Origin of the sequence: Synechococcus sp. RS9916, assembly GCF_000153825.1 — a bacterium.
GTDB lineage: Bacteria > Cyanobacteriota > Cyanobacteriia > PCC-6307 > Cyanobiaceae > Synechococcus_C.
In genome coordinates this window covers 2,110,671-2,133,711 of record NZ_DS022299.1, presented here as the reverse complement: position 1 = coordinate 2,133,711, position 23,041 = coordinate 2,110,671, and the positions used below count along the sequence as shown (strand labels likewise).

Below are 23,041 nucleotides of genomic sequence, written 5' to 3'. Positions count from 1 at the left end.
ATGGGCAAGCTCAACCAAAACCCCGTCGGCGGACTGATCCGCAAAGCGCAGGATCAACTGGAGAAGCGGGCCGGCACCCTCACCGACAACGAGAGCGTGCTGCAGCAGGATCGTTTCTGGCTGAAGAGCGTCACCTGGACGCTGATCGGCACCACGGTGTTTGGCATCGGCTGGCTGGGCATTGCCCGCACCGAAGAAGTGGTGGTGGCCATGGGAAAACTCGAGCCGGTTGGCGATGTGAAGGAGATCCGTATCCCCACCGGCGGTGTGGTGGAAGAGATCCTGGTCAAGAGCGGCGACCGGGTGAAAAAAGGCCAGCTGCTGATTCGCCTCGACCAAGAAAGCACCGCGGAACAGCTCGTCTCCCTGGAGAAGAGCGTGACCGAGAAAAGCTCCCAGATCGCTCAGAAGCAGGAGCAATTGAAGCTCAAACGCCTGGAGCGTCAGCGCACCCTCGATCTCAACCGCGAACAGCTGGCCACCACCCGCTCCAACCTGGCGCTGGAAAGACAGATCCTCGACAGGCTTGCGGGCTTGGCCCGTGAAGGGGCATCCCCCGACATCCAATACCTCCAACAACGCAACCGCGTCGCTGAGCTGAAGGGTCAGATCACCAAGGAAGAACTGGACGGCCGTCGCCAGATCGCGCTGATCGATCAACAGGTGGAACAACTCAACGCTGAGCTGGCGGGTCTGCGCAGCGAGCGCTCCCAGCTGGAAGCCCGCCGCACCGAAGTGAAGGTGACCAACCGCAACCAACTGCTGCGCTCACCGGTGGATGGGATCGTGTTCGACCTCAAGCTCACCAACCCCGGCTTCGTGTCTCAGGATCAATCGGCCCAGGCCGCGTTGAAGGTGGTGCCGTTCAACACCCTGGAAGCTGATGTGGAGATCCCCAGCAGCAAGATCGGTTTCGTGCACACCGGCCAATCTGCAGAGGTCAGCATCGATTCGTTCCCCGCCACCGATTTCGGGGTGCTGGAAGGCACCGTGTCATCGGTGGGATCAGATGCTTTGGCCCCTGATGCACAGAAGGGCCGCGAGGAATACCGCTACCCAGCCACGATCAAACTCAATGATCAGGAACTGAAGGTGAACAACGGCACAGTGCTTCCCTTGCAGGTGGGCATGTCACTGACCGCCAATATCAAACTGCGCAGCGTCAGTTACCTCCAACTGCTGCTCAACACCTTCCGCAGCAAGACTGATTCCTTGCGCCAGATCTAAACGCGCGGGAATCACCAGCCACCGTCAACACAGACCATGAAAAAGCGCCGCGATTGCGGCGCTTTCTTGTGATCACGAGTCCGGGCAAGCTCAGGCCGCCGCCGAACGGCGACGACGGGTGCGACCTGCGGGCATCTCGGGCTCGGGCTCAGGCTGGGCGCGATTCACGACCGGTGCTGCTTGAGGAGCCGGCTTCGGAGTGGATACAGGGGGGGTGGAACCATTGGCGGCGGCGGCCGCATTTGCCGCTGCCGACGGCGTGGTGATCACGCGGGGAGGGGCTTGATCGCGATCGCGACGGCCATGACCGTTGCCACCATGACCCTGGCGGCCACCATGACCCCCACGACCGCCACGGCCACGGCCCATCGGACGGTCATCGGGCTCGGCATCGGCACGACCCTTGTACACCGGGGTACCGCCCGGAGCGGGCTGGACCAGACACAGGATCAGGGGCTCCACCTGGAGCTCACGGCGCATGCGACGGCCAAGGCCGACTTCCACCTCACGCTGAACACCCATCCAATCCACTTCAGGCGCTTTGCCACCGGTGTTGCGGGTCAGCTGCTTCCAGCGGTTCTCAAGCACCCACTTGATCTCTCGCTCGGTCCAGAGCGACATCTTGCGGGCATCGGCAGTGGTCACCACACCGCGGAGGTTCACCCGCGGCGGGGCAACCATGGCGCCATCCGTGCTGATGGCCGCCAGGATCGTGACCACGCCATCCTCAGCCAGCTGCTGACGCTCTTTGAGCACGCGAGCGTCGACGATGCCATTGCGGGACTGGTCGAGCAGCTCAATGCCGGCCTTGACCGCATCACCCTTGCGGATCGCATCGGCAGTCAGCTCGACCACATCACCGTTGTCGATGATCAAGGTGTTGTCTTCCGGCACGCCCATGGAGTGGCCGGTCTTGGCGTGCTGCACGAGCATGCGGTGCTCACCGTGCACCGGCACGAAGAATTTCGGCTTGGTGAGGGCCAGCATCAGCTTCTGGTCTTCCTGGAAGCCATGGCCAGACACGTGGATGCCTTCGCCTTTGCCGTAGACGACCTTGGCGCCGAGCATCATCAGCCGGTCGATGGTGTTCACCACCGAGATGGTGTTGCCGGGGATCGGGCTCGCCGAAAAGATGATCGTGTCGGTGGTTTTGACCTTCACCTGGGGATGCTCACCGCGGGAAATGCGGCTTAGGGCTGCGAGGGGTTCACCCTGGCTTCCGGTCATCAACAACAGGGTTTCCCGGTCCGGCAGATCATTGATCTGCTTGATGGGCACAAACAGTTCATCGGGGGCGCGCATGTAGCCCAGTTCACGGGCCTTGGCGATCACGTTGAGCATCGAGCGTCCCAGCAGACCCACCTTGCGGCCGTTCTTGAGCGCCAGCTCAAGAATCATCGCCACGCGGTGAATCGAGCTGGCGAAGGTGGTGATGATCACACGCCCTTCCGCTTCAGCCATGTGGCGATCGAGGTTGGGGAACACCGAACGCTCAGGGGGGCAGAACCCGGGCACCTCGGCATTGGTGGAGTCACTGAACAGGCAGAGCACGCCTTGATCACCGTGATGGGCCAGCCGGGCCAGATCGAAGTGCTCACCATCAACCGGCGTGTGGTCGAACTTGAAATCACCGGTGAAGATCACGGTGCCCACGGGTGTGGTGATGGCCAGCGAGAAGCTGTCGGCCATCGAGTGGGTGTTGCGGATGAACTCCACCGAAAAATGCTGGCCCACCTTGACCACGTCACGTGGGCTCACGGTCTGCAGGGTGGTGCGGTCGGTGACACCGGCCTCATCCATCTTGCCGGTGAGCATCGACAGGGCCAACCGAGGCCCGTAGATCACCGGGATGTTGAAGTGCTTGAGGTGGTGGGCAATGCCCCCGATGTGGTCTTCATGACCGTGGGTCACGATCATGCCGCGGATGCGCTTCTGGTTCTCGCGCAGGAAACTGGTGTCGGGCAGCACCACATTGACGCCGTGCATGCCGTCGCTGGGGAAGGCCAGACCGGCGTCCACCAACATCAGGTCATCGCCGTACTCGAACACGCAGGTGTTCTTGCCGATCTCGTGCAGACCGCCCAGGGGGATCACCCGCAGGCAGGGTTCGTTGGCGGCAGCTTGTCCGTTGCGGGAGCGGTTCACGGTGGAGATCGGTGTCATGAAAGGCGTCGTTTAGGGGAAAAGGAAAACTCAGGTCGGGCACTAACAACGAAGCCGCTGGCTCCGGAGCACCGGTGGTCAATCAGCCGAGGCGTCAGGTCTGACGCAGGGCATTGAGGGCTTGGGCAAGGGACTCACGCATGGCGGCATCCAGAGGAACAAGGGGAAGACGGGGAGCACCGACGGGCCAGCCGCTCAGCTCGAGCGCTGCTTTGACCGGAATCGGATTGGTGGTGGCGAACAGGGCCTTGCAGAGAGGCAAGAGCAGTTCGTGCTGTGCCAGGGCCTCGGCATGACGGCCGCTCAAAAAGGCCTCAATCATGGAGCGCATGCGCTGACCGGCCACATGGCTGGCGACGCTGACCACACCCACAGCGCCAACAGACAACATCGGCAAGGTGAGGGCATCGTCGCCGCTGTAGATCGCCAGGCGCGGGCCACAGGCCAAGCGCAGTTGACTGACTTCTTCGGTGGTGCCACTGGCGGCCTTGAAGCTGACCACATTGGGGCAGTCCATCAAGCGAGCGACCGTGGCGGGCGCCAGGCTGCATCCAGTACGGCCAGGGATGTTGTAAAGCATCAGCGGCAGCTCAGGAGCCGCGGCCGCAACCTCACGAAAATGGGCCTCCATCCCCTCCTGGGGAGGCTTGTTGTAATAGGGCACCACCACCAGGGCCCCGTCAGCACCAGCCGCGGCCGCATGGGCTGTGGCCTCAACCGCTTCCGCCGTGGAATTGCTGCCAGTGCCGGCCAACACCTTCACGCCTGAGCCCACGGCCTCCCGAACCGCCGCCAGCAACTGAGCCTGCTCATCCCAGCTGAGGGTTGGGGATTCACCGGTGGTCCCGCAGACCACCAGTCCATCCGATCCCTGGTCCACCAGATGGCAAGCCAGACGGCCAGCCAGAGAAAAATCGACGTTCCCCTCGCCGTCAAAGGGGGTGACCATCGCGGTCAGCAGGCGACCGAAGGGGGTGGGTGACAGTTCAGCGGCGACAGACATCAAGATCAGGCGGCAATCAATAGTTCTGCGATCTGAATCGCGTTAAGCGCTGCCCCCTTGCGGATCTGATCACCGCAGAGCCAGAACTCCAGGGCATTGGGCTCGCTGATGTCCTGGCGAATCCGGCCCACCGCTACGGGATCGCGACCGGTGACATCAGTGGGCATCGGGAAGCGGTTCTCGTCGGAGCGGTCGATCAGTTCAACCCCAGGGGCTTCAGCCAACAGCGCACGGGCTTCAGCAACGGGGAAAGGCTGCTCAAACTCCACGTTGACGGCCTCGGAGTGAGCGCGCAACACCGGAACGCGCACACAGGTGGCACTGAAACGAAGATCTGGCAGCGCCATGATCTTGCGGGTTTCATTGACCATCTTCATTTCCTCTTCGCAGTAGCTGTTGGCCTGCAGCGGGGAGTTGTGGAGGAAGAGGTTGAAGGCCAGGGAATGGGGCAACACGCTGCTTTCCGGCGTGCCCCCATCGAGCACCACCTGGCTGAGGTCACGCAGTTCATCCATGGCCCGCGCACCGGCACCGCTGGCGGATTGATAGGTGCTCACCACAACACGACGCATCGGACGCTTGGCCGCCAAAGGTGCCAGCGCCAGGCTCAGCAGGATCGTGGTGCAGTTGGGATTGGCGATCACCCCCTGATGGCTGAAGGCTGCATCGGGGTTCACCTCAGGCACCACCAGCGGCACGCCCTCGTCCATACGGAAGGCACTGGAGTTGTCGACCATCACAGCGCCGGCATCCGTAATCGCCTGACGCCATTGCTTCGACACCGAGCCACCAGCCGAGGCGAGCACCAGATCCACACCCTGGAAGGCTGCGGCACTGACCTCTTGAACGATCAGCTCCTGACCTTTCCACTGCTGTTTCTGACCCGCAGAGCGGGCCGATGCCAGCAGGCGCAATTCAGCAATCGGAAACTGACGCTCGTCGAGCAGCTGGAGCAACTCCTGACCCACAGCTCCGCTGGCACCGAGCACCGCAACGGTCAGCGGGCGGGCGGGGAGAGAACCAGGACGCGTTGGAGAAGAAGAGGTGGACAAATGGGTATCGCTAGAGCTGAGAAACGAATTCAGACGTCTTCTGATTGCATCGGGCCTCCGCTGTGAAGAGAAGCGGAACAACCCATCAGAACGCTGTTGCCACAATACGCGGCCAAGCCGGCACGGACGCTTGCATACAGTGTTGGGCTGCCCGTACCAGTTCTGATGAGCGCCGCTTCGTTGAAGGTCAAGACCACCGCCCGCCCCGGCAGCCGCCTGGCGGTTGAAGTGGCAGTGCCCGCGGAGCGCTGCAAAGAGAGCTACGAAGCCGCTGTTGCACGCCTGAGCCGCACCATCAATCTGCCCGGTTTCCGCAAGGGCAAGGTGCCCAGAGCCGTGCTGCTGCAGCAGATCGGTCCGCTGCGCATCCGTGCCACAGCACTGGAATCAATGGTGGATGGCGTGTGGCGTGAAGCCATCGACCAGGAAAAGATCGAGGCCCTGGGCCAGCCCGACCTCACCGACGGTTTTGAGACCCTGCTCGAGGCGTTCGATCCCAGCAAGGAGTTGACCGTCACCCTGGAAACCGACGTCGCCCCTGTCCCCAAGCTCAAAACCACCAAAGGCCTCAAAGCCGAAGCGGAAAGCGTCAGCTATGACCCCGCCAAGGTCGACGAGATGATCGAACAATCCCGTCGCCAGATGGCCACCCTGGTGCCCGTGGAGAACCGTGCCGCCGCCAATGGCGATGTGGCTGTGGTGGGCTTCGCCGGCACCTACAGCGATGACGGCAGCGCCATCGAAGGGGGCAGCGCCGATTCCATGGACGTGGAGCTGGAAGACGGCCGCATGATCCCCGGCTTCGTGGAAGGGGTCGTGGGAATGGCCATTGGCGACGAGAAAACCGTTGAGTGTCAGTTCCCCGAGGACTACCCCAAAGAGGACGCCCGCGGCCGCAAAGCCAGCTTTGTGATCAACCTCAAGGACCTCAAAACCCGCGAGCTGCCTGAACTCGACGACGCCTTCGCCAAGCAGGCCAGCGACAAAGGAACGATGGCCGAACTGCGCGCAGACCTGGAGGAGCGCCTCAAGGACGACGCCGAGCGCCGCCAGAAGAGCAACCGCCATGACGCGCTGATTGCAGCCCTGGTGGAGCAGCTCGAGGTGGAACTGCCCGAAAGCCTGGTGCAACAGGAAGTGCGCAACCTGGTGGAGCAAACCGCCGGTCAGTTCGCCCAGCAGGGCATGGATGTGAAATCCCTGTTCACACCTGATCTGGTGCGCAACCTGATGGAGTCGTCCCGTCCCGAAGCCGTGGAACGCCTGCGCCGCAGCCTCGCCCTGTCCGCCCTGGCGGAAAGCGAAGGCCTCAAGGTCGAAGACGCCGCGATCGACGCCAAGGTGAAGGAGGTGAAGAAGCAGCTCGCCGGTGAGCGCGACATCGATCCCCAGCGTCTGCGTGATGCCGTGATCGACGACCTGCTGCGCGACAAGCTTCTGGGCTGGCTGGAAGACAACAGCACGGTGACCGAGAAGGCCGCTGAGGCTGACGACGCCAAAGCTGAAAAGAAGCCTGCAGCCAAAAAGACTGCAGCCAAGAAGCCTGCGGCCAAGAAAACCACCAAGGCAAAAGCTGAAAAGTCCAAGGAGGACGCCGAGGCCTGATCAGGCCCCATAGATTGCACGCACATCAACCCGTTCTGTTCGCAGCGTGATCGACGCCAGCAGCTCACACCCGATCCAGAACCGCTGGACTGGCATCCGCCCCACAGCGGTGATGCCATCCGCGGCCCCGGGTGTGCTGCCCACGGTGGTGGAACAGTCGGGCAGAGGCGAGCGTGCCTTCGATATCTATTCGCGCCTGCTGCGCGAACGGATCATCTTTCTGGGCACCGGTATCGATGATCAGGTGGCTGACGCCCTCGTGGCCCAGCTCCTGTTCCTCGAAGCCGAGGATCCGGAAAAAGACATTCAGATCTACATCAACTCCCCAGGTGGCTCCGTCACCGCCGGCCTGGCGATCTACGACACCATGCAGCAGGTGGCCCCTGACGTGGTGACCATCTGCTACGGCCTTGCGGCCTCCATGGGAGCCTTCCTGCTCTCCGGCGGCACCAAGGGCAAGCGTTTGGCCCTGCCCAATGCTCGGATCATGATCCACCAGCCCATGGGCGGCGCCCAAGGCCAGGCGGTGGACATTGAAATCCAGGCCCAGGAGATCCTTTACCTCAAGGAAACCCTCAACGGACTGATGGCGGAGCACACCGGCCAGCCTCTGGAAACAATCGCCGAAGACACTGATCGCGACCACTTCCTTTCCCCGGCAGAAGCGGTTGAATACGGCTTGATCGATCGGGTGGTGGACAGCCCCGCAGACGGAGGAATCGTTACGGAAGGCTGACAGCACTGTCTTCCACAACGATCCTTGGAGTCGGGCCGTTCCCAACGCGTGAGGTCCGTTTTTCCCGTTTGAAGTGTCTGGCGCCCGATGGCCAAATTCGATGCCCATCTGAAGTGCTCCTTCTGCGGGAAATCCCAGGAGCAGGTGCGCAAGCTGATTGCGGGCCCTGGGGTCTACATCTGCGATGAATGCATCGATCTCTGCAACGAGATCCTGGATGAAGAACTGATCGACGCCCAGGGCAATCCTCGCCAAGGCGCCGAACAGGGCCGCAAAGCCGCCCAGACCACACGCAAGAGCAACAAACCTGCTCCAACCCTGGCCACGATTCCCAAACCGCAGGAGATCAAGGCCTTCCTGGATCACCAGGTGGTGGGTCAGGACGCTGCCAAAAAAGTGCTCTCGGTGGCCGTCTACAACCACTACAAGCGCCTCGCCTGGCAAGGAGATGGCAAGGGCGAAACCGAAGAGACCGCCACCCGCCTGCACAAGAGCAACATCCTGCTGATCGGCCCCACCGGCTGCGGCAAGACCCTGCTGGCCCAGACCCTGGCCGAGATGCTCGACGTGCCCTTCGCGGTGGCCGACGCCACCACCCTCACCGAAGCGGGCTACGTCGGTGAAGACGTGGAAAACATCCTGCTGCGGCTGCTGCAGAAAGCCGACATGGATGTGGATCAGGCCCAGCGGGGCATCATCTACATCGACGAAATCGACAAGATCGCCCGAAAGAGCGAAAACCCCTCGATCACCCGCGATGTGTCGGGCGAGGGCGTGCAGCAGGCCCTGCTGAAGATGCTGGAAGGCACCGTGGCCAACGTGCCGCCCCAGGGGGGCCGCAAGCACCCCTATCAAGACTGCATCCAAATCGACACCAGCCAGATCCTGTTCATCTGCGGCGGTGCCTTTGTGGGCCTCGATGATGTGGTGCAGAAGCGCATGGGCCGCAATGCCATTGGCTTTGTGCCCAGCAGCGACGGACGCGGACGCAACAAAGCCAGCCGAGACCTCCAGGCGGCCCAGGTGCTGCGCCATCTGGAACCCGATGACCTGGTGCGCTACGGCCTGATTCCGGAATTCATCGGCCGCATGCCGGTGAGCGCCGTGCTCGAGCCCCTCGATGAAGAGGCCCTGAAATCGATCCTCACCGAGCCCCGCGATGCCCTGGTCAAGCAGTTCCGCACCCTGCTGAGCATGGACAACGTGCAGCTCGACTTCGAAACCGAAGCGGTGGAAGCGATCGCCAGCGAAGCCCATCGGCGCAAAACTGGCGCCCGGGCCCTGCGCGGCATCGTGGAGGAGCTGATGCTCGATCTGATGTATGACCTGCCCTCACGCAAAAACGTGAAGAACTTCACGGTGACGCGAACGATGGTGGAAGAGCACACCGGCGGCAAGGTGTTGCCCCTTCCCGGCAGCGACCGCCAGCAGGAATCCGCCTAAAGCCATGGCCGCGGCCGATCACCTGCAGGTGCCGCGGCAACACGGCCTGTTTCTCCATCACGGCATCGATCTCGGCGACGGCACCGTGGCCCATTACCTGGAAGGCCGCGAAATCCTGCGCAGTGCGCTGGACGACTTCAGCCAAGGCCAACCGGTGAGTGTGGTGCCGCACACGCAGTGCTCTCCCCAGGGGGTGACCCTGCGGCGAGCGATGAGCCGCATCGGCGAGCAGAACTACAACCTGCTGTTCAACAACTGCGAGCACTTCGCCACCTGGTGCAAAACCGGCCGCCATCACAGCGCCCAGGTGAACTCGGTGATCGACAAAGCCCGCAGCTGGAGTGCACGCATGCCCTCAGCGCTGATGGCTGGGCTGGAGCTGCTGGTGCAACGGGGACTTCTGGATGCCAACAGCCGCGCCCTGGCCCGAAAAGGCGTGAGTCAACTCGAACAATTACGCCTCAAACTGCTCAGCAAATTGGAAGCGCTGCTGCAACAGGCGGGTGATGGCGGCAATCAGCGCTTGCTACTAAGCGGCCAGAGCCTGGCCGATGAATTAGCGGCGGTGGAAGACCTGGAGACCAAGCTCAACACCCTGCTGGAACAGCAAGACAAAAACCAATAGATCAGGCTGATTCGAATCCAGGCCAAGAAAGCGGCACAAACACGCTTTTGCTTGGGCAACAGGGGGGTGAAGATAATTCACCCTTTCAAAACAAAGCTGACAAAAACAACCAACAACTCAATTAAATGTCATGCGAATGTCAATCCACATAGGAAATTGACGATCTTGGGTAATGCGTAAACGCCACTCCGCAGCCCACAGAGCAACAACAACTGCAAAGCCCAGCAACGCCTGTGCGACTTAACCAGGCGCTGATCCATACAGCCCTGGCACAGGTGTATCCCCGTAGCAACGCAAGCAGAACTCAGCCCTGAAAAGCAACGCACTCAGGCGCCTGCCCCAACACCGCCCAACCACTTCACTCGCCCACATCCCAAGCCGATTACTCATGACCCTGAAAGCCTGCGGACTCGAGCAGATCAACAACTCCACCACAACCCAAGGGCAGAGACAGGCCACGCTGATCGTTGCTGACGGCAGCTGCCCCAAGATCCGGGAGCTGCTGGCTGAGGCCTTGGTGCCGGTGCTGTGGCTGGACGGCGAACAGGAGCCCTTGGCCGCCATCAGCGATGCGTTGTCAGATCGTCGCGAGCACGGACAACCAGTGAAGGCGCTGCACTGGGTCAGCCACGGCAGCCCAGGCGTGCTGCGCGTTGGAGAAAAAAAGGTTAATCGCGCTGCTCTGCTGGCAGCCAGCAACCAACTGATCGACTGGCAGCTGGATGAACTTGCGCTTTGGGCTTGCGATTACGGAGCCGACAACAGTGCGTTGAGCCTTTGGGAAGAGCTGCTTGGGACCTCCGTCTATTCATCGAGCGGCATCTTGGGCCTCGATACCGACGGCCAAAAACACTGGACTCTCCATTCAAAGGGGCACAGCAATACCATCAATTGGCCACTGAACTTCGGAGACAGTGATACCTGGGCCTATCAACTCGCGACAGTGAGTTATGCGACCTTTAGCGAAGGACCTCAGGCGAGCGCTCCTCTAACGAGCAGCGAACAGATCACTGCCGTTGGCTACGCGGCCAGCCAATACAGCATTGATACAGCTTATGTCAAGCCAACCTTCGACGCCATTGGCAACCTTAGCTATACAACATACACCGACGACTACTCTTTTTTAGATAGCGAAATAGACGCTGATCTTGTTTACATTATTTTTCCAAAATCCGTACCAACAACAAGCCAGCTCGACAATCTCAAGCAATTTGTCGAGGGAGGAGGAACACTTCTCATCAGCGGCGAATGGAGCCCTAGCTTTGATGACATAAATTCAAACGCAAGCGAAATTCTTAACTACGTAGGCTCCTCGATTGCAGTCAAAGAAGGAGTTGGATCTATTCGCGATAATGATTTGAATGCAACACCACCCGATGGCACAACCGATATTGTAGAAATCGGAAATTACGATATTACATCCGGATTAAGCACAGTACAAACACGCACATTTGGCGCCTTAGAAATCGACGACGAGTCCGCCGAAGCGATTCTTGTCACCAGCGAAAACGCGACCAACAACATTGTCATGGCCCGAGAGACCGTCGGCAGTGGCAATACAATCGTTTTCGCCGACGTCAACATGTTCGACGCAGACAATAATGACTTGTTTAGCAATATCATTATTCAGTCAAAGAGAAATATTGAAGAGGTAGTCGCAGCAGCGGCAGCGGCGGCGGCTGAAGCAGAGGCGGCAGCAAAGGCAGCAGAGGCGGCGCCGAACACTGAAATCTCCTACCTCAGCGGTTCAGACAAGGCGACCAATATTTCATTGGTCACAACAGTCGACGCAATCAACTCAAAAGCTCGCGCAGTACTGAGTGATTCCGGCATCACACTGCAGACCGACTCCCTCAATTTTGAAGCCGCGATTGACGAGAGCATTCCCAGAACCACGTTCAATCTGGCCCTCTCAAGCCTCAACTTCGAGAATGGTGCCATCACGACAAGCGAAGGAAAACGCGACACCTCTCAAAAACTTCTTTACTACTCCGTTGATGACGAAGGAGAGGTTTCAGCCCTGAGTTTTGACCCGCTCGTCAATGCCGGCGCCCGTTTCTATGACCTCGATGGCGATGGACTTGCCGATTACCTCTCCCTGACTCTGATCGATGGCGGATTCGGCGACAAAGACGGGACAAAAAATGGAGTGATTGTCGATCCATCCACTGCAGCCTCCGTGGCACTGGATCCTGTTATCCAAGCCAATGATGGGCCCTTCAATCTGCTCACGATTGCCGACCCCAACAATGCTGCACCTGCCGCTTTAAACCTCAGCGCCACCATTACCGGGCGCAGTAAGGCTGTACACCAAATTGGCTACATCGTGCTGGATGCCAACGAAGTCGCCTCCGCCAAGACCATTCTTGGTGATCTTGATCAACTCAAGGAGCGCGCCACCATCGTGTTCAGCAGCCTGGAAGCAGACGACGTCGTCATTCCTGACAACTACACGTTCAAGCGTGATCTGCTGGTTCGCAACGGCCAATCCCTGCGCTTCTTCTCTTTGGCAGACACCACGCTCGACACACTCAAGAGCGTGAAAGATTCCCGTTTGTCTTTCCTGGATTCAACGGTCAACAGCGATGGCAGCGTCTCTTTCGCAGCAAGCGCAGGGCTGAGCTTCAACCTTGCTCTCAATGCCAACGACCAAGGTCTGAATGCCCTAGTGGCCCAAGAACAAGGCATCGCTCCAGTACTGGATGGCACAGCCTTCAGCAATGGCGAATCCTTGCGTGGGGTCTGGGCCCAGGCCCGTGAAGCCACCCTGGATGCCCTCACCGGCTTCTACCGCGTGGTCGATCCCACCGGCGTCGTGATGGCTGCTGACGGCTCTCTCATTGCCCCAGGCGCAGCCGGTTACACCGAAGCAGCGTTGCGCGCCGACAACCTTTACGGCGGAGACACGTTCACCTTCTCTCTGGCCAATAACAAAACGGAAGAGGCATCGCTCGAGATGGGGGACCTCGGCGGCTACCTGGCCCCCTACGCCAAGGTGCAGAGCAATACCTTCTTTGCCTTTGCCAAAGCCAACGCCGATGGCATCAGCCACTTCCGCGTGCTTGGCAACAACGTCTTTGGACTCGAAGACCAGTTCGGTGGTGGTGACCGTGACTTCGACGATCACATCATTGGTTTCCAGTTTGATTCGGTCACCTAACCCACACCTGTGATCTGAGGCCAGCTCAACAGCCACACCCTCAAGCACGCCTGCCACCAGTCGGCCTCGGTAACCTCTGGGTTCCGCAGGCAGCGCATGAGCCAGGCCTACCAGCCGCTGCATCACAAGTACCGCCCCCAGAGGTTCGACCAACTGGTGGGGCAGAACGCCATTGCGGCCACCCTTGGCCATGCCCTGCGCAGCAATCGCATCGCGCCCGCCTATCTGTTCAGCGGGCCACGAGGCACCGGTAAAACCTCCAGTGCCCGCATCCTGGCCCGCTCGCTCAACTGCCTCAGCAGCGATGGCCCCACCCCCGAGCCCTGCGGCAGCTGCGAGCTCTGCACCACGATCGCGGCAGGCACAGCCCTCGATGTGATCGAGATCGATGCCGCCTCCAACACCGGCGTCGACAACATCCGCGACCTGATCGAGCGCTCGCGTTTCGCGCCGGTGCAGGCCCGCTGGAAGGTGTACGTGGTGGACGAGTGCCACATGCTCTCCACCGCGGCCTTCAACGCCCTGCTCAAAACCCTGGAGGAGCCACCGCCGCGGGTGGTGTTTGTACTCGCCACCACCGACCCGCAACGGGTGCTGCCGACGATCCTCAGCCGCTGCCAGCGGTTTGATTTCCGCCGCATCCCCCTCGATGCCCTCGAGGCCCACCTCACCTGGATCGCGGAGCAGGAAGCGATTCCGATCCAACCGGAAGCCGTGCACGTGGTGGCCCAACGGGCCCAGGGAGGCCTGCGCGATGCCGAGAGCCTGCTCGATCAGCTCAGCCTGCTGCCAGCACCGATCGAAGCCGATGCGGTGTGGGATCTGCTCGGCGCCGTGCCGGAGCAAGACCTGATTGCCCTGGCAGAAGCACTGGCCAGCGGCGATCCCCTTCAGTTGGTGGAATCCAGCCGCAGCCTGCTGGATCGGGGCCGCGATCCTGGCGCTGTGCTCCAGGGCTTGGCCGGCATTCTCCGAGACCTGGTGCTGATGGCGGCGGCGCCCGATCGCCCGGAGCTCACCAGCGTCTCCCCCCAGTTCCGCGATCAACTGCCGGAGCTGGCCAAACGCATCGGCCGGCAGCGACTGCTGCAGTGGCAAGCGCGTCTGCGAGGCAGTGAGCAGCAACTGCGCCTGAGCGTGCAACCGCGTCTGTGGCTGGAGGTGCTGCTGATGGGCTTGCTGGCCGAGGCCGAACCCAGCGCTGCTGCTGCCCCCGCCATGCAGCAAGCCGCACGCCAAACGCCATCCCCAGCAATCAGCACCGCACAGGCAGCGGCAAGCGCCCCCCCGGCTCCAGCCATGCCCCAGGTCGCAGCAGCAGCACCAGAACCACCGCCAGCCCCAGCACCCTCAGTCGCAACAACGCCCGTCGCAGCACCGACACCCGCAGCCCAACCAGCAACCCCAGCGGTGTCGTTGCCACCAACCGGGAGTGCAGCCCAAACCGGCAGCGCACCTTCCCCCACAGAGGACGCAACGGCGCCTGCAGCTCCAGACACGGCACCCTCTACCAGCACCAACCTGCCGGAGCTATGGCAGCAGATCCTCGGCAGCCTCGAACTGCCCTCCACCCGCATGCTGCTCTCTCAACAGGCCCAGCTGGTGCGCATGGACGCCCACCGCGCTGTGGTGCAGGTGGCTGGCAACTGGATGGGCATGGTGCAGAGCCGGGCCACCCTGCTGGAGCAAGCGATCGCCCGGGCCTGCGGCGGCAACCGTCAACTGGTGTTGGAAAGCCACGCCGGTGCCATCACCCCAGCCACGCCAGCTCCAGGAGCCGCCCCCCCTTCAACTCCTCCCAGTCCTCCCAGCCCAACGATTGCGGCGGCAGCAGCTCCAGCGCCTGTCGCGCCACCCACCAGCTCACCGTCTCCAACTCCTGCGTCCTCTCCGCCCACTGCGCCCAGTGCAGCGGCGGTTGCCCCACCAGCACAACCCGCAGCGTCTACGCCTCCGTCCGCAGCACCGGCACCCCAACTGCCGCAAACCCCGGCCCCCGCAGCAGCAGCACCAAGCCCCGAAACCAATGCACCAGAGGCTCCTCCCCGGCCGATGAGTTCCCCCATGGACGACAAGGTGAAGCGCTTCGCGGAGTTCTTCAACGGCCAGGTGGTGGATGTGGATCTGGAAGCCTGACGATCAGGCGTGAGTGAGATCACATCCCAACGAGCACTTCCACACGGAGTCGAATCGTCAGTAGCAGCAGGGTGAGCGCAGCACAACGGCTCATCAATGACACGGCGCAAACAAAAGCAAGCCGCTCGACGCATCACCTGGGATGACGATCCGAAGTTCCAACGCTGGATTCGGTTCCTGTTTGATCGCGATGACCCCAAAGGCCAATGGCGCTTCGACGACAGCCCAATGATGCTGTTAACGGATGCACAAACGGTGTATTACACCCATCGTCTCTGCGCCACCGCCGAGACCGAACTCGCCCCCTATTCCGAGCTTCAAATCGCCCATGGGCTGCATTTCGTGTTTGATTCCAACTGCATCTACGCCTATGCACTGCGTGACGGAGAGGTCGAGATCGAACTGAAACTGAAGGCAATTGCAGCGATGGCCACCCTGTTTCGCGATTGCCTGAATGCGCGCTGCACGCCCGGCAGCAAACTCGATCAGGTGTGCTTTCACTTCTGGGATGAAACTCCATTGAGCTGGTGTGAGCGCAATCCCCACAAAGAGAAGATTTACGCCGCAGTGGCCGATGTGATGCGCCAATGCCTGAATCTCAGCAATGTGTGCTGCGTTGAAAGCGCCTTACATGGGCTGGGGCACTTGCGCAGCTATTACCCAGAGGCTGCGGGCATCGTGCGGCACTTTCTCAACACCACGCAACGCACAGATCCCAACCTGCTGCGCTACGCCGAAGCCGCCGAACGGGGAATGGTGCAGTAAGCGGGTTTAAGCCGAGAGTTCGCCGCGATGGCTGGTCTTGGCCCAGACCAGCCGCTTGGGGAAGAGCGCCATTTTCAGGGTCACCCACGGGATCACCACAAACCAGTGGCCGAGATAAGCAATCGCCAGCAACAGGTTGATCACCCCGGGCCGGGGCAGCTCAGGCCCTTCGCTCACCCGGCGGCACCCCCGCCAATAGGCCAGGCCCGACACACTGAAGGCCACGATCGACAGCGGCCAATACACAGGTGCACTGCGCAACACCAGGCTGGTGATCAAGTCGGCGAAAGAGAGCAGTGGAAGGACGTATTGCAGCAGGAAGAAGCAGACCAGATCGAGCTTTTGCCGACCGGCGAGGGTGCCGGACGTGAGTTTGGGCCAGTAATCGAAGAAGCGCTGCAAACCACCTTCCGCCCAGCGCTGCCGCTGCTTCCAGAGAGCGGGCAACGATTCAACCGCTTCCTCTTGCACCGGAGGGTCCCACAGCAAGCCCACCGGAGCACCATCGGTAAGCAAGCGAAAACTCAGATCGAGGTCATCGGTGACGGTGTCTTCGTTGAAACCACCGCAAGCCTGCAGCCGACTGCGCTGCAGCAGCTGTCCATTCCCCCGCAACTCCATCACTCCGCCACCCCAGAGGCGGCCCTGTTGCAGCAGAGCATCGAGCGCCATCTCCATGGCCTGCACCCGCGTTAACCAACCTTCCTGGGCGTTGGTCACCGCTTTGCGCAACTGCACCGCCGCCCAACGGCCCCTGATCGCAAAGGGCAACAGGCGTTCAAGCACATCGTTTTGCAGCTGGGCATCGGCATCCAGCACCAGCATCCAATCGCCCTTGAGTTGCTGAAGCACGGTGTTGAGGGCACCAGACTTGCCTCCGCCCGCACCACGCTTGCGATGGATCACCTGCAGCTGTGGATGCTGCTGCTTGAGCTCATCCAGCAACGGTCCCGTCCGGTCCTCGCTGCCGTCATCCACCACCCAAAGCGAAAGACGCTCGCGGGGGTAGCTCAGGGCAGTCAGCCGCTCCACGAGTCGCGTAACAACGGCTTCTTCATCGCGAGCGGCCACCACCACATCCACAGCCGGTAGATCAATGGCAGCCTCTTCAGGCAAGGGCTCCAACCCACAGGCACAGGGCTGATCGCGGCTGCGCAACACAGTGCGCAAGCCATAACCGCCGAGCAGCAACGCCAAGGTGCAGGCCGGGGCCAGGCTGCGGAGTGGGTCGAGCCAGTGGGGAGCAGCACCAGCCGCTCCACAAGCCACAAGAAACAGCGCTGACTTGCCGCGTCGGTGATCTCCCGTCACTGCGGCTTGAGCCATCGACCATCCTGGAATGTGGCGACTCTAAGGGGCCTTGCCAGCAGGAGACACCGGAGCAAGCGTGGCACCGGGGTAGTAATGGCTGAGGATCCGCTTCAAGGGCCAACCGCGACGGGCCAAATCGATGGCGCCGGCCTGCGACAGACCAGCGCCATGGCCAAACCCTCCGCCCTGGAACTGCCAAAGGCCAGGACCGGCCGGATGGATCACAAACAGCGTGCTGGGCAGCCGCCGCAAGCGGCGACGGATGGCATCCAGCCGCAGGGTGACAGGAGAGTCGGGCCCATCCCCGCTGATGCGCAGACGCAACGCCCGGCCGCTCGGGCCCCGCTCCATCACCTTCAGATCTCGAATCGCCCCCAGACCCGGGTCAGCCAAAGCGGTCTGGAGCTGTGCTGCTGAGTAGGTCCGCTGCCAGCGGAACAGCGGATGACCCGCGCCATAGGCCCCAGCGCCTCCCTGGAGCAAACGCGTCACAGCAGCGGCATCCAGGGGCAGCGCCCTTTGCTCCCGCCAGGTCTGGTCGCCATCGGGCTGGGCCTTGAGATAGGCGGCTGGTGCCATCGCCCAGGCTTCGGGAGCCGATGCCATCACACCGCCATTGGACGCGTGATAGACGGCACTAATGGGCTTGCCCTGCCACTGCAACACCTGACCGGACGTGGCACCAATGGCCTGACGCACTGCCGATCCCGCTAGGCGGGGATCGCTGTACACCTGGCACTGGGTGTCGCTGCAGAGGTGATAGCCATCCAAATCAAAACGGTGACTGTTGGCCAACGCCCAGGTGCGAGCCAGCACCGCTTGAGCCTGCAGGGCCGCAGGGGGCGAACCCGCGCCGATTTCATGGGGCACCACTCCCTCGAGATAACGCTCCAGCGGCACTTGCTCCAACAACGTCCAACTGCCGTAGGCATCGGGCTGCAAACGGAACGGCCCCTGCATCACGCCGCCGTTCCAACGCAGACCATCGGGCGCCTCAAGCTCCAGCGCGCCCGTCAAGGTCTGGCCGCCCTGGGGCCCCTCGAGATGGGGACGCACCTCGGTGGTGATCGTCTGACGCCAAGGCCTGGTGGTCACCCCTTCCAGGGCCGGAGCCTCCGAGGGCACCCACACTTCCCACTCCCCTGGATGGGCCACACGCGCCGTTACCCCCTTGGCACGCCAGCGCTCCGCCACCCGGTCCGCCGATTCAAAACTGGCGTAAGGCCCGGCGACCAAACGGGACACCTTCACAGACTTCGCCAGAGGCACCAGCCGCCAGCTGATCTGTAGGGCAGCACCCTCCGCGAGAGGCGCAGATCCAGGAGCGGCATCCACAGACCGCAGCACCAAAAAAGCTGCACCGGCACTGCTGAGACGCAGCGGGGCCGCAGGCTGATCCCGTCGCGTGCCCTGGCCGAGGTGGTCATCCAAGGCCACCCACAGCTGATCAGTGGTCACCGCTGGTGGAGACGGCACAGCGCGGTGGGTGGGGAGTGCAGAAGAGACCGACGCCACAGGTGCAGCGGCCTCCTGGGCCTGGCAGCCAGCCGTGATCAAACCCAGCAACACCAACGAGCGGGCGATGCTCCCCAGGGGTTGTCCGCTCTGCATCCGGTTCATGGGCGATGGGGAGGTCGAGGGCGTATTGTTGTCGTTTGTGCCACGAGCCGCCAGAGACATGCCCAAGCTCAAGACCCGCAAAGCAGCCGCGAAGCGGTTCAAGGCAACCGGCACTGGCAAGTTCATGCGTCGTCGCGCCTTCCGCAACCACCTGCTCGATCACAAGAGCCCCAAGCTGAAGCGCCACCTGGGCACCAAGGCCGTTGTGGACCGCACCGATGAAGAGCGTGTGGCCCTGATGATGCCCTACGCCTGATCGAGCTGAGCTCGTTCGCTGCGAACTAACTCTTTCCCCTTTATTTCACCCCTAATCGATGGCTCGCGTTAAGAGAGGCAACGTTGCCCGCAAGCGCCGCAACAAAATCCTGCGCCTTGCCCGCGGCTTCCGTGGCAGCAACGGCACCCTGTTCCGCACCGCTAACCAGCGGGTGATGAAGGCCCTGTGCAATGCCTACCGCGACCGTCGTCGTCGTAAGCGCGACTTCCGTCGTCTGTGGATTGCACGCATCAACGCTGCAGCCCGCATGAACGGCATGAGCTACAGCCGTCTGATCGGTGGCCTCAAAAAGGCTGACGTGCGCATCAACCGCAAAATGCTGGCCCAGCTGGCCGTGGTTGATCCCGGCAGCTTCACCAATGTGGTGACAGCAGCCAAAGGTTGATCAAACACTGAAACGAGGAGCTTCTTGTCATGGATAGTCTCCTCCCCCAGACCTACCTCTTAGGTCTGATCGGATTGCTGGCGATCGTGGCCGTTGTGGTCGGACGCCAGCTTTTGCGTGTTCGCAAAGACGAGCTCAATCTGATCCAGCTTGAGCAAGACGGAGCCGCGGCCTCCAAAGATGCAGGTCAGCTGTACGAGCTGGCCTCAGTGCAGCTGCGCAAGCGGCTATATCCCCAGGCCACGGCCAACCTGCGCCAGGCACTCAAGCGGCTTTCTGGTGAACCCGACGAAGCCAAGGCTTTGGTTGAAAATGCTCTTGGGTTTGCTCTCGCAGCCCAAAAAGATTTCGATGGGGCCGTCAAGCACTACAAAGCCGCCATCAATGCCAAAGCCGATTACCCGGTGGCACTAAACAACCTGGCGTTTGCCCGAGAGCGATTGCTTCAACCCGAGGAAGCTGCAGAGCTCTACCGCCAGGTGTTGGCCGTGGAACCCTCCAACAAAACCGCCACCAAACGCCTGAAGCGGATCGAACGCCGAATCCGCTCCGGCGTCAACGCAACTTCACCAGAGTCCGCGAATCGGAAGGGCTTCTGACCCACAGCTCGGGGAGAGGCTGAGTCGCCCTCCCTGGTTCGTCAGCCGTGGAGCCTGCCAACCCGAGAGATCCAACCCCTGAAGACCCAGGAATTCACCACCCGATTCCACGCCATCACCCAGGTTGTCCGCGAGGGGAATCAGGTCGAGCTGGTCTGACTTGGCATTGAGATTGCCCTGCACCGGGGTGTGGGCGCTGCCGATCGTCATCGCACCGCGCACGGCCACCATCTGCCCGTAGGCGCGCACATCCGACAACTGGAGCTGAACCGCCTGATCCATGCCGCTGGGAAAGGCTTTGTAGGTGCCGCACCATTGGCGCGGCATCGTGGCCGCCAAATCTGTGGCTCGCGCCACTGGATCGAAGCTTTCAACGCTCCCTTCCAGCATCAATGGCATCGCCAGACGCGATGAATCGAAGGAATACTGCGTTTCCAGAGGTATGGCGGTTTCAACCGGCAGATCCACAACGGGTGGAACAGGCATTGGTCAAACAGGATGATGGGCACAAAGTAGGGCCATTCCCCCAGGCCTGTTCAGACCCAAACCGGTTCGCACACCATCTCGAGCGCCATCAGCATGTCCACGGTTTCGACTCTCCACAGCGGCATGAGTGATCAGGATCCCCTGCTGATTGGCGGTCGCCCCTTCCAGAGCCGTCTGTTCACCGGCACCGGCAAATATCCCAACATGACCGCGATGCAGCAGAGCCTTGAACGCTCTGGGTGCGACATGGTGACCGTGGCCGTCCGCCGCGTGCAAACCGTGGCCGCAGGCCATGAGGGCCTGATGGAGGCGATCGACTGGTCGCGGATTTGGATGCTGCCCAACACAGCCGGCTGCGCCACAGCCGAAGAAGCCATCCGCGTGGCCCGGCTAGGGCGGGAACTGGCCAAGTTGGCCGGGCAAGAAGACAACTCCTTCGTGAAGCTGGAGGTGATTCCCGACAGCCGGCATTTGCTGCCCGATCCCATCGGCACCCTGGACGCCGCTGAACAACTGGTGAAAGAGGGCTTCACCGTTCTTCCCTATATCAATGCTGACCCACTGCTGGCCAAAAGGCTGGAAGACGTGGGCTGCGCCACTGTGATGCCGCTTGGGTCACCGATCGGCTCCGGTCAAGGTCTACGCAACGACGCCAACATCGCGCTGATCATCGAAAATGCCGGTGTCCCCGTGGTGGTGGATGCGGGCATCGGCGTTCCAAGCGAAGCCGCCCAAGCTCTGGAAATGGGAGCCGATGCCGTGCTGGTGAACAGCGCCATCGCCCTGGCGGGTGACCCGCCGGCGATGGCCGAAGCCATGGCCATGGCCGTGCAGGCAGGCCGACAAGCCCATCGCGCAGGACGTTTGCCGCTGCGTCAGAACGCCTCCCCCAGCTCGCCCGTGAGCGGACGCGTCAGCAGCTGAGCGGCCCCAATCAGGTCATGAGCCCATGAAGGTGCATTGCCGTAATGCACCAGAACGCACAAATACTCATAAGGTCCCCCCCAGATATCACGCAAATATGCAGGTCACGGAAGAGGACGGCGGACGGCTGAACGCCTTTGCCAAGGAACCCCGCATGGAGGTGATCGAGGATCAATCCAGCCGCAGCAAGAGCTCTCGGCTGATGATCATCGTTGGTGGCGCACTGGTGGTGGCCCTGATGGCCGTGACTGTGGCGATCAGCTGAAAACCCTGTAGTAGCTTGCCTCAGATAAGCGGTCAGCGCGCTTCGGCAGGAGTTTGAGGTGAAGGTTCTCGTTCTTGGCGGTGACGGCTTTTGTGGCTGGCCCTGCGCAGTGAATCTGGCTGATCAGGGTCACGACGTGTTGATCGTCGACAACCTCAGCCGCCGCAAAATCGATATCGACCTGGAAGTCGAGTCGCTCACACCGATCACGAGCATCGGTGAGCGTCTGAAGGCATGGGAGGAGATCGGTGGCAAGCCCATGCGCTTCGTGCACATGGACATCGCGCACGAATATCAGCGCCTGCTCGATCTGCTGATCGACGAGAAGCCTGACTCCGTGGTGCACTTCGCCGAGCAGCGCGCAGCGCCCTACTCGATGAAGAGCAGCGCCACCAAGCGCTACACCGTCGACAACAACGTCAACGGCACCCACAACCTGCTGGCCGCCATCGTGGAGAGCGGTCAGGACATCCACGTGGTGCACCTGGGCACCATGGGCGTCTACGGCTATGGCTCCCACCGCGGCGCCACCATTCCCGAGGGTTACCTCAAGGTGGAGGTGCCTCAGCCCGACGGCAGCCGCTTCGAGGAGGAGATCCTCCACCCCGCCAGCCCTGGCAGCGTCTATCACATGACCAAGACGCTCGATCAGCTGCTCTTCCTCTACTACAACAAAAACGATCAGGTGCGCATCACCGACCTCCACCAGGGGATCGTGTGGGGCACCAACACCGACGCCACCGATCGTGACCCCCGCCTGACCAACCGCTTCGACTACGACGGTGATTACGGCACCGTGCTCAACCGCTTCCTGATGCAGGCGGCGATCGGCTACCCCCTCACCGTGCACGGCACCGGCGGCCAGACCCGTGCCTTCATCCACATCCGTGATTCGGTGAAGTGCGTGCAACTGGCCCTGGAGAATCCCCCTGTGCAGGGTGAGCGGGTGAAGATCTTCAACCAGATGACCGAAAGCCATCAGGTGGGTGAACTGGCTAAGAAGGTGGCCGCCCTCACCGGTGCTCAGGTCAACAACCTGCCCAACCCCCGCAATGAAGCGGTCGAGAACGACCTGATCGTGGACAACCGTTGCTTCCTCGAGCTCGGTCTCAACCCGACCACCCTTGATGATGGTCTGTTGAAGGAAGTGGTGGAAATCGCCACCCGCTACGCCGACCGCTGCGACCGCAACCGCATCCTCTGCACCTCCGCCTGGACCAAGACACAAGCCCAGGCCATCAGCACCGCGTCCTGATCCG

Annotated in this window: 20 protein-coding genes; 14 read left to right on the top strand and 6 right to left on the bottom strand. The window is 61.7% G+C overall.

The window, feature by feature from the left end; all coding sequences use genetic code 11:
- On the top strand, window positions 1-1,227 hold the full coding sequence (locus RS9916_RS11085) for an HlyD family secretion protein (protein ID WP_007099509.1): 1,227 nt from the start codon (window positions 1-3) through the stop codon (window positions 1,225-1,227).
- A gap of 90 nt (window positions 1,228-1,317) precedes the next feature.
- Here the strand turns inward: RS9916_RS11085 and RS9916_RS11080 are convergent, their stop codons facing one another.
- From RS9916_RS11080 to RS9916_RS11070, 3 genes are all read right to left on the bottom strand, one after another.
- Entirely contained in the window at window positions 1,318-3,390 is a 2,073-nt protein-coding gene (locus RS9916_RS11080) for a ribonuclease J (RefSeq protein ID WP_007099508.1), read from the bottom strand.
- A 94-nt stretch (window positions 3,391-3,484) separates the two neighbouring features.
- Entirely contained in the window at window positions 3,485-4,393 is a 909-nt protein-coding gene (gene dapA, locus RS9916_RS11075) for a 4-hydroxy-tetrahydrodipicolinate synthase (protein WP_007099507.1), read from the bottom strand.
- A gap of 5 nt (window positions 4,394-4,398) precedes the next feature.
- The gene (locus RS9916_RS11070) at window positions 4,399-5,382 is read right to left on the bottom strand and encodes an aspartate-semialdehyde dehydrogenase (RefSeq protein WP_007099506.1); all 984 of its coding nucleotides are present in this window, start codon (window positions 5,380-5,382) and stop codon (window positions 4,399-4,401) included.
- Window positions 5,383-5,610: 228 nt separating this feature from the next.
- On the opposite strand from RS9916_RS11070, the gene tig reads away from it, so the two are divergent.
- The 7 genes from tig (at window position 5,611) to RS9916_RS11035 (ending at window position 15,915) form a co-directional block, all read left to right on the top strand.
- On the top strand, window positions 5,611-7,050 hold the full coding sequence (tig, locus tag RS9916_RS11065; protein WP_007099505.1) for a trigger factor: 1,440 nt from the start codon (window positions 5,611-5,613) through the stop codon (window positions 7,048-7,050).
- A 46-nt stretch (window positions 7,051-7,096) separates the two neighbouring features.
- Window positions 7,097-7,786, top strand: coding sequence for an ATP-dependent Clp endopeptidase proteolytic subunit ClpP (clpP, locus tag RS9916_RS11060; RefSeq protein ID WP_007099504.1), 690 nt, complete (start codon window positions 7,097-7,099; stop codon window positions 7,784-7,786).
- A gap of 87 nt (window positions 7,787-7,873) precedes the next feature.
- Window positions 7,874-9,229: an ATP-dependent protease ATP-binding subunit ClpX gene (gene clpX, locus RS9916_RS11055; RefSeq protein WP_007099503.1), complete on the top strand. Its 1,356-nt coding sequence runs from the start codon at window positions 7,874-7,876 to the stop codon at window positions 9,227-9,229.
- 4 nt (window positions 9,230-9,233) lie between these two features.
- The gene (locus RS9916_RS11050) at window positions 9,234-9,854 is read left to right on the top strand and encodes a lecithin retinol acyltransferase family protein (RefSeq protein WP_007099502.1); all 621 of its coding nucleotides are present in this window, start codon (window positions 9,234-9,236) and stop codon (window positions 9,852-9,854) included.
- 388 nt (window positions 9,855-10,242) lie between these two features.
- Entirely contained in the window at window positions 10,243-13,014 is a 2,772-nt protein-coding gene (locus RS9916_RS11045) for a DUF4347 domain-containing protein (RefSeq protein ID WP_007099501.1), read from the top strand.
- 96 nt (window positions 13,015-13,110) lie between these two features.
- On the top strand, window positions 13,111-15,150 hold the full coding sequence (locus RS9916_RS11040) for a DNA polymerase III subunit gamma/tau (protein WP_007099499.1): 2,040 nt from the start codon (window positions 13,111-13,113) through the stop codon (window positions 15,148-15,150).
- 96 nt (window positions 15,151-15,246) lie between these two features.
- Window positions 15,247-15,915: a hypothetical protein gene (locus tag RS9916_RS11035; RefSeq protein ID WP_007099498.1), complete on the top strand. Its 669-nt coding sequence runs from the start codon at window positions 15,247-15,249 to the stop codon at window positions 15,913-15,915.
- A gap of 6 nt (window positions 15,916-15,921) precedes the next feature.
- Here the strand turns inward: RS9916_RS11035 and RS9916_RS11030 are convergent, their stop codons facing one another.
- Together RS9916_RS11030 and RS9916_RS11025 are read right to left on the bottom strand one after the other, a co-directional pair.
- On the bottom strand, window positions 15,922-17,241 hold the full coding sequence (locus RS9916_RS11030; RefSeq protein ID WP_007099497.1) for a glycosyltransferase family 2 protein: 1,320 nt from the start codon (window positions 17,239-17,241) through the stop codon (window positions 15,922-15,924).
- 24 nt (window positions 17,242-17,265) lie between these two features.
- Entirely contained in the window at window positions 17,266-18,846 is a 1,581-nt protein-coding gene (locus tag RS9916_RS11025) for a SpoIID/LytB domain-containing protein (protein ID WP_007099496.1), read from the bottom strand.
- Window positions 18,847-18,904: 58 nt separating this feature from the next.
- Here RS9916_RS11025 and rpmI point away from each other — a divergent pair, with 58 nt between their 5' ends.
- Genes rpmI through RS9916_RS11010 form a run of 3 tightly spaced genes read left to right on the top strand, consistent with a single transcriptional unit; the run spans window position 18,905 to window position 20,107 of the window.
- Window positions 18,905-19,102 (top strand): 50S ribosomal protein L35, encoded by a 198-nt coding sequence (rpmI, locus tag RS9916_RS11020; protein WP_038024545.1) that lies wholly within the window; start codon window positions 18,905-18,907, stop codon window positions 19,100-19,102.
- A 58-nt stretch (window positions 19,103-19,160) separates the two neighbouring features.
- Complete coding sequence (gene rplT, locus RS9916_RS11015; protein WP_007099494.1) at window positions 19,161-19,508, top strand: 50S ribosomal protein L20; 348 nt, start codon at window positions 19,161-19,163, stop codon at window positions 19,506-19,508.
- A gap of 29 nt (window positions 19,509-19,537) precedes the next feature.
- Window positions 19,538-20,107 carry a hypothetical protein gene (locus tag RS9916_RS11010; protein WP_007099493.1) on the top strand — a complete coding sequence of 190 codons (570 nt, stop codon included), beginning with the start codon at window positions 19,538-19,540 and terminating at the stop codon, window positions 20,105-20,107.
- Here RS9916_RS11010 and RS9916_RS11005 read toward each other — a convergent pair.
- A complete protein-coding gene (locus tag RS9916_RS11005) occupies window positions 20,075-20,593 on the bottom strand; it encodes a hypothetical protein (RefSeq protein WP_007099492.1) in 519 nt (172 codons plus the stop codon). The two genes, RS9916_RS11010 and RS9916_RS11005, sit on opposite strands and share 33 nt — an antisense overlap.
- Window positions 20,594-20,686: 93 nt before the next feature.
- Here RS9916_RS11005 and RS9916_RS11000 point away from each other — a divergent pair, with 93 nt between their 5' ends.
- The 3 genes from RS9916_RS11000 to RS9916_RS10990 all read left to right on the top strand — a co-directional run bounded on the left by RS9916_RS11000 (window position 20,687) and on the right by RS9916_RS10990 (window position 23,037).
- The gene (locus RS9916_RS11000; RefSeq protein ID WP_050752269.1) at window positions 20,687-21,517 is read left to right on the top strand and encodes a thiazole synthase; all 831 of its coding nucleotides are present in this window, start codon (window positions 20,687-20,689) and stop codon (window positions 21,515-21,517) included.
- Between the two features lie 97 nt (window positions 21,518-21,614).
- Window positions 21,615-21,782 carry a photosystem II assembly protein Psb34 gene (gene psb34 / locus RS9916_RS10995; protein WP_007099489.1) on the top strand — a complete coding sequence of 56 codons (168 nt, stop codon included), beginning with the start codon at window positions 21,615-21,617 and terminating at the stop codon, window positions 21,780-21,782.
- A 58-nt stretch (window positions 21,783-21,840) separates the two neighbouring features.
- Window positions 21,841-23,037, top strand: a complete 1,197-nt coding sequence (locus RS9916_RS10990; protein WP_007099487.1) for an NAD-dependent epimerase/dehydratase family protein — start codon at window positions 21,841-21,843, stop codon at window positions 23,035-23,037.
- Window positions 23,038-23,041 lie beyond the last annotated feature (4 nt).